The sequence below is a fragment of the Methylocystis iwaonis genome (genome assembly GCF_027925385.1).
GTDB classification, from domain to species: domain Bacteria; phylum Pseudomonadota; class Alphaproteobacteria; order Rhizobiales; family Beijerinckiaceae; genus Methylocystis; species Methylocystis iwaonis.
Genome location: NZ_AP027144.1, coordinates 64,489 through 77,257, shown reverse-complemented (window position 1 = coordinate 77,257; position 12,769 = coordinate 64,489). Strand labels below are relative to the sequence as shown.

9 protein-coding genes are annotated in these 12,769 nt (G+C 61.6%); 2 read left to right on the top strand and 7 right to left on the bottom strand.

Going from position 1 to position 12,769, the window contains the following annotated elements; all coding sequences use genetic code 11:
- Positions 1-2 precede the first annotated feature (2 nt).
- Complete coding sequence (hemP, locus tag QMG84_RS19605; RefSeq protein WP_281932682.1) at positions 3-194, bottom strand: hemin uptake protein HemP; 192 nt, start codon at positions 192-194, stop codon at positions 3-5.
- 302 nt (positions 195-496) lie between these two features.
- Here hemP and QMG84_RS19600 point away from each other — a divergent pair, with 302 nt between their 5' ends.
- Both QMG84_RS19600 and QMG84_RS19595 read left to right on the top strand, forming a co-directional pair.
- Positions 497-2,650, top strand: a complete 2,154-nt coding sequence (locus tag QMG84_RS19600) for a TonB-dependent receptor (RefSeq protein ID WP_281932681.1) — start codon at positions 497-499, stop codon at positions 2,648-2,650.
- A 66-nt stretch (positions 2,651-2,716) separates the two neighbouring features.
- Positions 2,717-3,898 carry a PepSY-associated TM helix domain-containing protein gene (locus tag QMG84_RS19595; protein WP_281932680.1) on the top strand — a complete coding sequence of 394 codons (1,182 nt, stop codon included), beginning with the start codon at positions 2,717-2,719 and terminating at the stop codon, positions 3,896-3,898.
- 357 nt (positions 3,899-4,255) lie between these two features.
- Here the strand turns inward: QMG84_RS19595 and QMG84_RS19590 are convergent, their stop codons facing one another.
- The 6 genes from QMG84_RS19590 to QMG84_RS19565 are packed head-to-tail and all read right to left on the bottom strand — an operon-like array spanning position 4,256 to position 12,763.
- Complete coding sequence (locus QMG84_RS19590; protein WP_281932679.1) at positions 4,256-5,479, bottom strand: type III PLP-dependent enzyme; 1,224 nt, start codon at positions 5,477-5,479, stop codon at positions 4,256-4,258.
- A gap of 7 nt (positions 5,480-5,486) precedes the next feature.
- Positions 5,487-6,284, bottom strand: coding sequence for an HpcH/HpaI aldolase family protein (locus QMG84_RS19585; RefSeq protein ID WP_281932678.1), 798 nt, complete (start codon positions 6,282-6,284; stop codon positions 5,487-5,489).
- A complete protein-coding gene (locus QMG84_RS19580; protein WP_281932677.1) occupies positions 6,281-8,110 on the bottom strand; it encodes an IucA/IucC family protein in 1,830 nt (609 codons plus the stop codon). The genes QMG84_RS19585 and QMG84_RS19580 overlap by 4 nt, the downstream gene beginning before the upstream one ends.
- Positions 8,107-9,828 carry an IucA/IucC family protein gene (locus QMG84_RS19575; protein ID WP_281932676.1) on the bottom strand — a complete coding sequence of 574 codons (1,722 nt, stop codon included), beginning with the start codon at positions 9,826-9,828 and terminating at the stop codon, positions 8,107-8,109. Before QMG84_RS19575 ends, QMG84_RS19580 begins: the two co-directional genes overlap by 4 nt.
- The gene (locus QMG84_RS19570) at positions 9,825-10,991 is read right to left on the bottom strand and encodes an MFS transporter (RefSeq protein ID WP_281932675.1); all 1,167 of its coding nucleotides are present in this window, start codon (positions 10,989-10,991) and stop codon (positions 9,825-9,827) included. Before QMG84_RS19570 ends, QMG84_RS19575 begins: the two co-directional genes overlap by 4 nt.
- Positions 10,988-12,763: an IucA/IucC family protein gene (locus QMG84_RS19565; RefSeq protein ID WP_281932674.1), complete on the bottom strand. Its 1,776-nt coding sequence runs from the start codon at positions 12,761-12,763 to the stop codon at positions 10,988-10,990. Before QMG84_RS19565 ends, QMG84_RS19570 begins: the two co-directional genes overlap by 4 nt.
- Positions 12,764-12,769: the final 6 nt, after the last annotated feature.

The window sequence follows — 12,769 nt, the reverse complement described above, 5'->3', positions numbered from 1 at the left end:
TCTCATTTGGTCAGAATGAGCTTATTGTTCGCAGTAATGCGGAGGCGATAACGTTCTCCGGCGTGGACGATCGTGGCTTCCTTTTTCTCGCCCAAGAGGTCGCGCGCATGGTGCTCGCGAGTCACGGCTCGGCTTTCTGAAGCCTGCTGCGGATCGAAATTCCGTTTTGTGGGATGATCGTTGAATTCGGCCATGCAAAGAATCTCGACAAAGCAATGTCGCCGGTCAATGCTCGAAGCGTCTCATTGGAAGCATTGCAGTTTGCCGCTTGGAAATCTTTCAAAGTAGTCACCGGCCATAATCCTTGATCGAATGGTCATGCCTCGGCTAAGACAAGAGTGGACATTCCAACATGCGCGCCAGTGGCGGCGCACATATGTAGCAAGCCAGCCAGGCCGACGCGCCGAGCCAGCCAGCCGAAATTGTTGCACTGAGCTGGGGTTCGCTTTTCATGAGTCGCATATCTCACAACGCGCCTCGCGGGGCTGCTTCTTTGTTGTTCGTCGCCGCTTGCAGCGCTTTGCCGGCCGATGCGCAACAAGCCCTTCCGACCATCGACATACAAGCGGAGACTGCCGGCGCGCGCGAGGCGCCTCGTCCGTCCGCCGACAAAACCCCGCCGACGGGCGTCATCGGGCAACCGCCCGCGCCATACGCCGGCGGTCTGGTTGGCAGCGGCGCTCGCGTGGGCCTGCTCGGCAATCGCAATATCTTCAACACGCCGCTCAGCCTTACCAGCTATACGGAAAAGCTCGTTCGCGATCAGCAGGCGCGAAGCATGACGGACGTGGCCGACAATGATTCCTCGATCCGCACAAACGCGCCCAGATATGGCGGAATCGATGGATTTCTGGTCCGCGGCCTTCCCGTATTCGCCGGCGATTTTGCAATCGACGGTCTCTATGGCGTCGCCGATTGGCGCAGCCAGGCGATCGAGCCTATGGAGCGCATAGAGGTTCTCAAGGGGCCGAACGCTCTTCTGAACGGCGTGCCGCCGCTCGGAACGATCGGCGGCGCGATCAACCTCATTCCCAAACGGGCGACCGACGCGCCGATCACGCGCGTTACGACGAGCTTCGCGTCCCGCGGACAGCTCGGCACACATGTAGACGTCGGCCGCCGTTTTGGTCCGAATAACGAGTGGGGCATTCGCTTCAATGGCGCCTATCGCAAGGGCAGCGCGCCGATCGACTTCCAAGGCGAAGAGTTCGGGGTCGCAGCGCTGGCTCTAGACTACCGTGGCGAAAGATTGCGCGTTACCACCGATCTCGAACTCCAAAGGCGCGATCTCGACGCGCCGACGCGGCAGAAAACCGTATCGACTGGCTTTCCGATTCCGAGTTCGCCATCGCTGGTCATCAACCCGCAGCAGCCATGGGAATATTATAACGCCCGCCATTGGCACGGCGCATTGCGCGCTGAATATGACGTATCGGAAAACGCCACCGTCTATGCGGCGTTCGGCCACTCCCGGTTCGACGAGCTGTTTTTCGGAGGAGTGCTGCAGATATTCAACGCGCGCGGCGACTTCCGCATGACGCCCACTCTCACGCCGCAGGACGTGCAGAGCAATACGACCGACATTGGTCTACGCACCCGCTTCGAGACGGGTCCGATCAAGCATCAGCTCGCAGCTTCTGCTGTCGGTATGTGGCAGGACACGGGGATTATCAACTCGACCGTCGGCCGCGTGATCACCTCGAACGTTTTTGTTCCTCTCTATGTCCCTGCGCGAAGCGATTTCGGTTTACCGCGAGACGCGCCGCGGACGGCCGCACGCATGAATCGCGGCGTCGCGTTCGCCGATACATTGTCGGCCTTCGACGACAGGGTGCTCCTCACCCTGGGCGGACGCTGGCAGCAGATCGACGTCAAGAATTATAACGCCAATACGGGGCTGATCGCGTCGAGCACCACAAATCAGGCTTTCAGCCCTGCGGCCGGATTGGTAGTGAAACCGCTCGAGAAACTGTCGCTCTACGCGAACTATATGCAAGGGTTGACCTCGGGCGGCATCGCGCCGGTGAATGCGATAAACGCCGGCGAGGCGTTTCCGGCCTTCATAGCGAGGCAGATCGAAGTCGGCGCCAAATACGACTTCGGAGTTCTCGGATTGACCTTCGCCGCCTTCGACATCACTCAGCCGAGCAGCTTCACCGATCCGACGACCCGGCGGTTCTCGGTCGATGGCGAGCAACGCAACCGCGGTCTGGAGTTCAATGTCTTCGGCGAACCTTTGCCGGGAGTGCGGCTTCTCGGCGGCGTCACCCTGCTCGACGGCGTGCTGACGAAGACCGCCAGCGGAACCAATAATGGCAAGACCGCCGCCGGGGTCCCGGACGTACAGCTCAATCTATACGGCGAATACGACCTGCCGTTCTGGTCTGCGCCGGGAACTGCGACACTCACCGGTCGCGTCATTTACACGTCGTCCCAGTTTTACGATCAGGCCAACACGCAGAGCATACCAGAATGGACACGGCTGGACCTCGGTGGGCGCTACACTATCGACATAGAGGGCCGTCCGGTGACGCTGCGCCTCGGTGTCGAGAATGTCCTCGACACCAACTATTGGGCGACGACCGGACGTGGTCTTCTCACCGCAGGCGCGCCTCGCACATTCCTGGTTTCGACCACAGTGGACTTCTGAGAGAGGAAGCTCGCTGTGGTCGCTGGCCCTCCCGCCGCATGGACGCCCCGTTTACGCGGGGCGTTCATGTTGCTGCACAGATGGGTCGGGCTCGTCGCCGGCGCTCTGCTCGTTCTCATCGGCCTCACCGGCAGCTTCAACGTCTTCTACCGTGAGATCGACGCTGCGCTGAATCCGGCGCTCTACAATCCTCTCGGCTCCGAACACAATGTTACGGCCGCCGAAGCGATGCAAGCGGCGGCTGCGGCCGACCCGGCGCCGATCACATCCATCATCGCGCCCGACAAGACCTGGCCCGTTTGGATCGCGATTCATGCGCCCGACAAAGGGTCTCATTCGGACCTCTGGACCACGATGATCGACCCCTCGAATGGAGCGGTCCTCGGGCGGCGCGACTACACGAACGCGTTTGCGTTCACGATCTACCGATTGCACTCCTCGCTGTTGCTGCGCGAGTGGTGGGGGAGGGAGCTCGTCGGCGTCCTGGGTCTCTGTCTACTCTGCTCGGCCCTGTCGGGGCTATACTTATGGTGGCCGCGGCCGGGGCGCGTCTGGCGTTCGATCTCTCTCCGCAAGGGCGTCTCGCCGCAGCGCTTTGTCGTGGACATTCACAATGCGGCCGGCACGTGGACCTTGCCTGTGCTGGCGATGATTGCAGCTACCGGCGTGGGAATCGTTTTTCCCGACGTCATGCGGCCGGTGATCAGCCTGTTCTCGATCGGCACGCCCTATCCTTCTCCGAAGGTCGCAACGCCGCTGGACAAGAACGCGCGCAAACTTTCCGCTGATCAAATCCTCGAGCGCGCGCGCGCCGCGCAACCGGGTGCAGACATCGCGCTCCTCAATCCTCCGACCGAATCGCGTAACACTTGGCGAGTGTTGTTCCGTCCGGCTGGAGCCGATCCGGCCCTGCGTTCACGGGGGGCGATTTGGCTCGATCCTTGGACGGGTGATATCGTTCACGCTCGTACCTCTGATGTTATGTCGGCGGGCGATCGATACGTTACAGAGCAGCTCTGGTTGCACAACGGCGCAAGTTTCGGAGCGATTGGTCGTCTGGCGGTATTCGCATCCGGCTTTGCGCCGCTCGTTCTGTTCGTCACGGGCTTTGTGATGTGGCGAAACAAGAGGCGCGCTCGCAGGCTTACGAATTCCAACTCGCACCGACAAGTCTCCGGTGACTTCGGCTCTCTTCCAGATACGCTCGAAGGCAAGCCCGTGAGGGGAGAAGCTTCTCGAGCGGGATAGCATCCATTTGGAACGGCGGAAAGACGTGGCGCGTGGACTTGGGCGGGAAGAGACGCCCTCGCATTGCACAATCGATCAATTCCTCCGGCTCTAGGCTCATGCCCGGCTGTCGGCCGCCAAGCCGGATCTCGTCATAGGTGAAGGCAATCACAGGGACGGCGGCGAGCCCCAAATGAATGGCGGCGACGCGTCGGTGGTGGCCATCCATGACACAAAGGCTTGTCGCTTCGACACAGATCGGGCGCGTCCATGCTTGCTCGCGCAAAAGGAGATCGATCACATGACGAACGCGACAACTGTCGGTCTGCTCGTGCGGCTTCAATTCCATGGGCGAGAGGAGGCGAATGTGCTGTGTTCTCATATGTTCATTTCCTTGTCCGCGCCGACCTGCCGAGCGGGCAGAAAAATCCTTTCCGGATGAGCATTGCTGAGGAAATCGTGATGCGAAATGTCCCAGCCATAGGCGCCGGCCAAGAGGAAACAGACGAGATCGCCTATGCGCAAAGCGGAAAGAGGTTCTGCCTCGAGCAGCACGTCCTTCGGCGTGCAGAGTTCTCCCGTCACAGTGACCCGGCAATCCGTGTGGCCGCGCCTTGGCCATTTCCAGATCCAGTTCTCCCTATTGATGACGACGAACGGGTGCCTGTGGCGCCACGCCGAGGGCAAGCGGAAATGGTGAGAACCACCGCGCAGGAGCGCAAAGGCCTCCCCATGATTGGTTTTGACGTCGACGACCTCGCTCACATAGACAGCGCAATACGCAGCGACGATACGCCCACACTCGAACTGAATTTGCGGTGAACCCGGCTCCAGCGCGTCACGCAGGCGTCCTGCGAGGCAATCGACATCGAAAAGAGAGTCTATCCTCGCATAGTCGACGCCCCAACCGCCGCCGAGATTCACGACGCGGAGATCGAGCCCGTGACGATCGGCGATGCGTCTCGCTCGAGATAGAGCCTCGAGGCAAAAATCTGCATGAGTCTCGGCGTCGAGATTGTTGGATACGGTGTGAAGATGAAATCCTTCGAAGCGCAGATGCGGACAGACCGCCAGCGTGGCGACGGCTTCGTCGATCTCGGCTTCGTCTATTCCGAACTGGGTCGGCTGTCCGCCCATGGTGATCGTCGCGCCGGGAACCGGACCTGACAGATTGACGCGAAGAAGAATCGGAAGCGTCGCATTCCTCGACTCGGCCACGGCGTTGGCGAGATGGAGAAGATGAATGCTCTCTATATGCACACGTTCGACCATATGGTCTATGACCGCGGCGAAATCCGTGGCCGTTCTTGCCGGCCCACCCATGATAATGCGGGCGCCGACCCCGATCGCCTCGCGCGCTTTGCGGATTTCTCCGGCCGAGGCGACTTCGAAGCCGGCGACGATCGGCGCCAAGGTTCTGAGTATGGCGGGATCGCTGTTCGCTTTGATCGCGTAGAAAAGCTCGGCCCCGGGCGGCAGAGCGGATACGAGCCCACGCGCGTGACGATCGAGCGCGTCGAGATCATGGATGAAGGCCGACACCGGCCGATCGCGGCTAACCAGATGTTCTATCGTTTCGAGGGATGGAGCGAAGGCGGTCATTCGTCCTCTATTCTCCTGCTTTTAATTCTTGCCTGCGGTAGATCTCACGCCAGAGGCGGTCTTTTGACGAAAGCGCCTGCCGCAGAACGCCACGGTCATTACCGGCGATGATCCCGAGCGCGCCGTCGCGGAGATAATCGACGACGTCGTCGTCGCGCCGCGGAATTGCGAAGAAATAGCGGCCGGTTCGACGGGCGATCGCGGCAAGTTGTCGGTCCGCCGCCCGAACCGGCTCTGCTGTGGTCTGCCAGGGGATGCCAATCGACTGAGAGTAGTCGGCGGCTCCGAGGAGCAGGCCGTCGAGCCCGGGCAGAGAAGCGATTTCTTCAGCGGCGACGAGGCCGACCGCATCCTCTATGAGCGCGATCACGAGCGTTTCTTGATCGAGCTGCCGAAGAAACGCAGGCAGGTCGCAATCTCCAAAACGCCCAAGCCGGCCAGCATTCAATCCCCTGTTCCCCAAGGGGGCGTAGCGCGCTCGGCGGATCGCTTCTCTGGCGTCCTCGATGCTCGACACGCGCGCGACCACGACGCCAGCCGCTCCGGCGTCCAAGACCGGAACAATGCGATCGGAGCGTGCATCCGCGACTCGCACCAGAGCGCTTATTCCCGAGCGATCGGCCGCGGCGATCAGTTCCTCCAGCTCCCTCCCGCCGATCAGCGTGTGCTCCAGATCGATCAGAACGAAATCGAATCCCGCGACGGCGGCGATCTCGATAACTCCAGGGGCGGGCAGGGAAAGGAAAAGCCCTCCGGCGGGCTGGCCCTGATCGAGCAGTCTTCGCAGTCTCAGCCGCGCGTTCATGAGAACATCTCGATGTCGCCGCCCAGACTGGCGAGAGGATTGCGTGCAAGCCTTCCCGAAGTGACGTCGGGCTTCAAACGGCGCCGCGCGAGATCCTCGACGGCGACCGATGGATCGAGAAAGCGAAACGTCTTCACACCCGCGCGCGCGCTGTCGTTTTCTCGCAGATATTCGCGAAGGACGTCGATCGCCAGTAGCCAGAATCGATGCTCGTCGAAATCGAAGTGGCGATCGAGGAAGAATGCGAGTTCGGCGAGATTGACACCGAACAGGGCGTCGAACATGAAGTCGCGTACGTCTTCGGGATCGCTCGCCTCTACATAGGAGTTGGGATTGACGCGCGCATGCTCGACAGGCGTCGAGGCGAGGCTCGGGCACGGCGCATCGAGCAGGCTCGGAATGAACCGAACGCCATCGTGGAAATCCTTCAGCGCAATGCGGATCGGCAATCCGTCACGATGCACCAAGATCATGTTTTGTTGATGGCTCTCGAGGGCGACTCCGCGAGCGAGAAGCAGGTGAACGACAGGAAGCATCGCCGCACGGAGCAACGCCGAAATCCATGCTTCCGCGCCGTGTCGCCAAATCCAGTCCTCGATTGCCGGCCTGCCATCGTGATCGAGATGCGTGAGCAATGCGAAAGGCGCGGCCCTTTCACCTTCGGTAAGAAAGATGTCGATGGGGTCGCGCCAGATCGCCGCGAGAGCGCCGGTCAGTCCTCCGAACGGATCGTCATCCTCTGGCAGAGCGACGGCGCTGCCCATATGCTCCATGAGAAGAATTACGCCCGTGCGGGCGAGGAACGAATCCGAGAATGCGATGGTTCTGAGCCATTCGCTGACGATAGGCGCGTTCAAGACAGTATGGCGCGCGAGCGTTCGCGCGGTCGACGTATTGCGTATGGACAAAGAGAGTTTCAGAGAAGGCGCGCGACGTTCGCTCATGTCCGACAGCGTGCGGATCGATTGTTGTGGCAGATATCGGCGTTGTGACGTCCCCAGGAAGATTATGCGAGAATCTGCCCTCGGAGCGACCGTTCGCGGCTCGATGACCCTTTCCCATTGCCAGGGATGCACGGGTAGCCAGTGGTAAGCGTTTGGCTCGTCGACCATACTGGCGAGCGCGGCGGAAAATTCTCGCCTGCTCGCCTTGTCGATCGACGCGGCGATAACTGCGCGATCCTGAGCATTCGCCGCGCCAATAGCACGGCTCGTCACCAACTTCCGATGGACCGCGAGCCAGATCGGCCGGACGGCGTTCGCGAATTCGGGTCCATAAGCAAGATTGTCGCTCGGCGAGAAGCCGATCCGGGATTTGAAGCATGGATGGAGCCGATGCCCATCCGTAAGAGCGCTCTCGGCTTCCCCGAACGGAAGCGTCGCTAACTTCGCGCCGTTGGCTATGCCAAAGCTGAGCGACTGTGCGTGATTCGACCAGGTACGGAGAATTTCATCGATGAACTGCGCTCGGGTTTCTGCGGTTCCTGGAAGCGCCGGAAGAAGATCGGCCAGCAGACGCATCGGATCCTGAACGCCTTGCTCGGTCTCCGATATTCTGCGCACCGAGTTCTCGATCACCAATAGGCGATCGTAGGCGAGCGCACGGTGAGCCCGCGCCCTATAACGAAGCGATCCCGGAAGGACGTCCAGAACAATTTCTGCTTCTCGAGAATTGACTGAATCGATCGAAATCATGCCGTCGGGAGTGAGGTTTTCGTTCACGATCGCCGTCAGCAATTGCGAGACGACTCGGCGGCCAGCGACCACCCACGCGGAAAGATCGATTTTACCGGGCGTCCTGGCTTTGCTCGGTTCGCAGGAGGTCATGGCGAAGCCTCTTCAACTTTTCTAGGACGAATATTCGCGCATCCGGCGGTGAACGGATTGGCGATCATCACGTAATCTGGCGTTTCACCGCGTCCGGCGACGCAACTCGTGAGATTGGCTTTGGCGGGCAGAAAAGACGCGGAAAGAAGCTCTTCGATAATTGTTCTCGCTGCGCCCGCTTCCTTTTCGAGCACACTGCGGCTCGCCGTCCATAGGCTTTCCTCGCTCATGCCGGAAAGCTCCGCGACCGCGGACAAGACGTGAGCGACGTGATTGACGATGACGTAATAGAGAAAACGCCGACGAACCACGTCGCGCTCGTAGAACAAGGCTTCGTCGAGACAGGCGACAGCGGAGGGACGGGCGCGCTGGAAAACCTCACGATCGGCGGCGACCCCTTCGAGATCGCGCACGAAAAGGCGCCGTGGCCAGCCGTTCTCGAAACCGACTAGGCTGTTTTGCGCATGCGCCTCGAGGCAGAGACCTGTCGTGGCGAACAGTCTGATGAGTGGAAGCAGAACGACCTCCATGTATCTTTCGACCCACTCGAAGGTCCGTTGCTGTTCGTCGAAATGCCGCCCTGCGATGGCCGACACGTTCGGACGACCTGTGCGGGGATCTCGCTCCACGAAACCGGCGACGACGATCGGATCGGCGCCTTCGTCGAAGTCGGCCAATCGCAAGAGAAAGCCAGTCTCGGGGTAGCTGCGGCGAGAATCCCGCCGGTCGCGCAGGATTCGTCCGCCCACCTCCCGCAGAATGGTGAGCCCTGCGGCGCGCACCTGCTCTGCAGCCGCCGCGATCGCGCGTGCGCCAGCTACGCTGCGGGCCAGATGCTCTGCGGTGTTCACGCGTGAGAAATTAGTGATACGAGCTTCGAGAGGAAGTTTGACGAAAAGGCCGTGCTCCTTGAACCAGATGGTCCGCACCGAAGACGTCGGAACGGCGGCGTTGCCCGACGGACCGAAAACGGACAATGCTCCCGAGTTCAAATCGTCGCGAATATGCGGAATGTTCCTCAGGCGCGCCGCTTGCCAGGGATGACATGGGATGAGCGTTCGGCCGGCGATCGCACTCTTGCTCAATCCGGACGCCTCGGCCAGCACAGCGTCGGCGCTCGACATCAACTCCGGCGTGCAGACGTAGCTCTCGACCCGATCCGGCTCGGCGAGAAGCCAGCAGAGTTGAAATTGCGCGTGCCGTTCGGGCCCGTATTTCTCGAAATCGGCGGAGGTGAAACCGACGATGCTCTTTGCGAGCGGATGGAAAGGATGTCCGAACCAAAGACTGCGCTCGGCTTGCTCGGCGGACGAGACAGGTTTCTGTTTCGACAGGAAGGCGGCATGGCTGCGGCTCGACTCGATCGATTGAAGGATCCGTTCGCAGGCCTGGCTCTTCGCGTCTGAAGTTCCCTGACGGAGCGAATCGAGCATGAGGCGGGCGAGATCGAACGGCGCGATCTCGTCTGCGCTCGTCTGAGAATCATGGAGCCGGATTGCGTTCCAGTCGTGGAATCCGCCGGGCGAGTAGCGCCCGCAGACGGCGAGCAGGGATTGGCTGCCGACAGGAATTTCCCAGACGGCCGCCGCAGCCTCGGTCGATCTCTCGGCCATCCTCGCGGCGAGCTCGGGGCATCTCTCGCGCACCCAGGTGTTGATCAGCCGGTTTCGTTCCAGACGGTCCCATAGGGCCGCGGGTTCTTCGTTCACGGTCGTCATCGGTCGCCTCGCATGCTGAAGAGAACGAGCAGTCCGATGGCGGGAAGTCCCGCCGCGAGCGCGAGCGCGCCATCGATGCCGGTGAAGGGAACGACGGCGCCGCATAACGCAGGACCGAGAATCTGTCCAAGCGTTACAGCCGTGCGGGCGGAGGCGAGTTCTCCGGCGTGTTCGTTCGATCGGCTGACGCCGGCGTAGAGGGCCGGATTGAGTCCCGAATGAAAGGCTCCGTGCGCGACGCGAAAAGCGATTATCCAGGGCGGGGTCGCCGAAAGGGACAGCGCGGCGCAGGCTGCCGACGTCCCCACCAATGAAAACGCAATCGAACGAGTCGCCGCTACGCTTTCGATAACCCGACTCCATATGGGGAGAATGATCATCGCGGCTAACCAGGCCGACGCGTGGACCATGCCTGCGGTGCTCGGGTCCAGATGGGCGGCGTCTCGCCTCGCCGCCCATTCCGCAAAAAAGGGAGTGAATCCGAAAGCGCCGGCCGTCCCGAACAGCGCGGCGACGATCAGCACGCGATTGCGACCGCGCCGTGCAAAGACCGGTTCGGACAATCCGTTCTCGCCTTCTCGCCCTTGGGGCGGATGGAAACGGGCTGTCCTGAAGAGCAAGGCGCAGGCAATCGCGAGCGCGAGCAGAGCGACGGCCGCAAAGCACAGCAAAAGCGAGAGACGCTGATGCGCGAAAGCCCAGCCGCCGAGAATAGGTCCGACGAGGCAGCCTGCGGAGAACGCTTGCTGTAGGTCGACATAACCGCGCGTAGCACGCGCGCTCGAGCAGTCGATCGCCAGCAGCAGGATGATGCCGCTGCCGGCGGCGCCTTGCAGAGCGCGGCCAATCGTAAACGTCGCGGCGCCATCGGCGACGGCCATGGTAAAGTAGCTCGCGGCGGTCAAGGCGCAAGTCGAAAACAGCAGCATAGACATCCCGCACCCGCGCGCAAAACGGCCCCAGAGCGGCGTCGCGACCACCGCGGTCGCTGCGGGCGCGGCGGCAGCCACCGCGGTCCAGAAGGAAGCCTCCGCTGTTCGTCCTCGCGTCAGCAGATCCAATTGCAGAGACAGAAAGGGAACGACCGCGAGCGGCGTAGCGGCCGTCACGAATTGCACGACGAGAAGCGAGGCGCGTCGGGAGCGCTGAAAAGATGCGCTCATGGGACCTGCTCAACATTGGCGAGCGGGTTTTTCGCCCGGCCGATCGCGCTCGGCATGCCGAGGCCGAGTTGCGTGGTTGCGAGAAGAGGAGTCAGAATCTGCTTGAAGGGCCATTCTCGATCATCGAGAAAAGCGATCCTCAGTTGCTCGCGAATATCCGGCGGCGCGTCGAGCGTCTCGATCTCCCGCGCAGTGACGCGCCGGAGCAGGCGCTTCGAAGCGAGAAGTTCGAGACGCCCCGAACGATCGACCGCTTCGCAAATCGCCCGCAAGGCGACATCGAACAGCAGCGTCTGCGCATAGGCGATCAGGTTCTCCGCGCGCTCCAGGAGCATGGTCGCGCGGCCGGGGTCCTTGATCAGATAGGCCGGCGGCTCAAGACCCGCTCTCCTCAGCCATTCCGGCAGGCAGCGCACAGTGTCGTGATCGCGCAGGATTATCCTGGTAGGCTGTCCGCGGACCAGCTCGATCAAGACGTTCTGGCCGTGCATCTCCGGCATGAAGCCGCAATGCAGCGCCTCGATGGCAACGCCGATGACGAGCCGAAAGAGCTCCTCGAGGAAGCTTTCCACACTTGTTCCGGGCCGCATCTCGAGCGCCTGTTCGATCGCCGGAGGCAATCCGGCACACGGCGCGACGGCAAAGCTCGCCAGCGCGACGAGCGCCGCGCCGTCGGCGGGGACAGGAAGGTCGCGAATGGCGCATCCGAGAACGGCCGTGCGCGGTGCGAATATGTCGCGTGACGTCTCGTCGAAAGTCCAGAAGCGTGTTTCGTTGGCGATCAGAACCCGCGCAGCGATGATCGGTCTGCGCGAACAGGCTTGCTCCAGTAGGGCTGCGCCCATCAATCCGTTGTGAAGCGACTGGGCGCTCATGAGCCGGCGCACGCCCAGCGTACAGACATCCAAGGGAAGCTTTATATGGCGATGAGGATTTGCAGCAATCGCGGCCGTTCTCAAAGAAGACATCGCAGAAACGAGAGGGCCAACGAAGGCAAGAGCGACGATCTCGCCCGAGGCCAATTCGGAGGCGAATTCGAGAGCGACCGCCGTGTCCAAATGCCACGGGTGAACAGGAATCGCGATATGACTCGCCGCAAGGCCGTTTCGAGCCATTTCCTCTGTCAATGCTTCCACTTGGGATGGATCGAGGACGAAATCCGCGGGCTCTCCTCGCTCCATGGCTGGAGACATCCGGATACGGTGCCGCGACACCGCACACCAACGCAGCGCGAATAAGCGTCCAAACTCCGCTCCATAGGATTCGATTTCATCTCGTCCCCAGCCTCCCCTGCCGCGCGCGAGCGGGTGGAAGGGTCGGTCGCGCCATGCGGCCAGCCGCTCCCAGATCGGGTTGTTGTTCTTTGCGAGGGCGAGCTTGCTGTCGTTCACGAGACGAGCTGCGGCTTGCTCCAGAAGCTCGGAATTTCGAACGCTATCGTCGAGTTGACGCATGGTGCGATCGAGTGTGGCGAGATCGAGATCGCGCAAACTCGAAAGAACTATCCACAACAGAGCTCTCGCGTCTAATGGCAGAAGGACGTCCTCCGACGAGCGCTCGAAGACCGCCGCCGGGCGAAACTCCTCGCGCCAGGCGTCCCAGGCGAGCTCCGCCGAAAGTTCGTGCTCGCCGAGACGCAACCGGATCGGCGCTCGGCCGTCTCGGGCTTCGACCATAATCCGCGAGCGAAAGCCCGCGATATCCTCCATCCACAAGAGTTCCAGAAGCTCCGCGAGCATAGGGTCGGCCGAAGCGACGAGCGGCTGGCGCATGATCGA

Excerpts from the sequence above, each read along its gene's own strand:
- QMG84_RS19580 (WP_281932677.1), bottom strand. The coding sequence starts at position 8,110 with ATGACCTCCTGCGAACCGAGCAAAGCCAGGACGCCCGGTAAAATCGAT.
- QMG84_RS19585 (WP_281932678.1), bottom strand. The coding sequence starts at position 6,284 with ATGAACGCGCGGCTGAGACTGCGAAGACTGCTCGATCAGGGCCAGCCC.
- hemP (WP_281932682.1), bottom strand. The coding sequence starts at position 194 with ATGGCCGAATTCAACGATCATCCCACAAAACGGAATTTCGATCCGCAG.
- QMG84_RS19595 (WP_281932680.1), top strand. The coding sequence starts at position 2,717 with ATGTTGCTGCACAGATGGGTCGGGCTCGTCGCCGGCGCTCTGCTCGTT.
- QMG84_RS19565 (WP_281932674.1), bottom strand. The coding sequence starts at position 12,763 with ATGCGCCAGCCGCTCGTCGCTTCGGCCGACCCTATGCTCGCGGAGCTT.
- QMG84_RS19575 (WP_281932676.1), bottom strand. The coding sequence starts at position 9,828 with ATGACGACCGTGAACGAAGAACCCGCGGCCCTATGGGACCGTCTGGAA.
- QMG84_RS19570 (WP_281932675.1), bottom strand. The coding sequence starts at position 10,991 with ATGAGCGCATCTTTTCAGCGCTCCCGACGCGCCTCGCTTCTCGTCGTG.
- QMG84_RS19590 (WP_281932679.1), bottom strand. The coding sequence starts at position 5,479 with ATGACCGCCTTCGCTCCATCCCTCGAAACGATAGAACATCTGGTTAGC.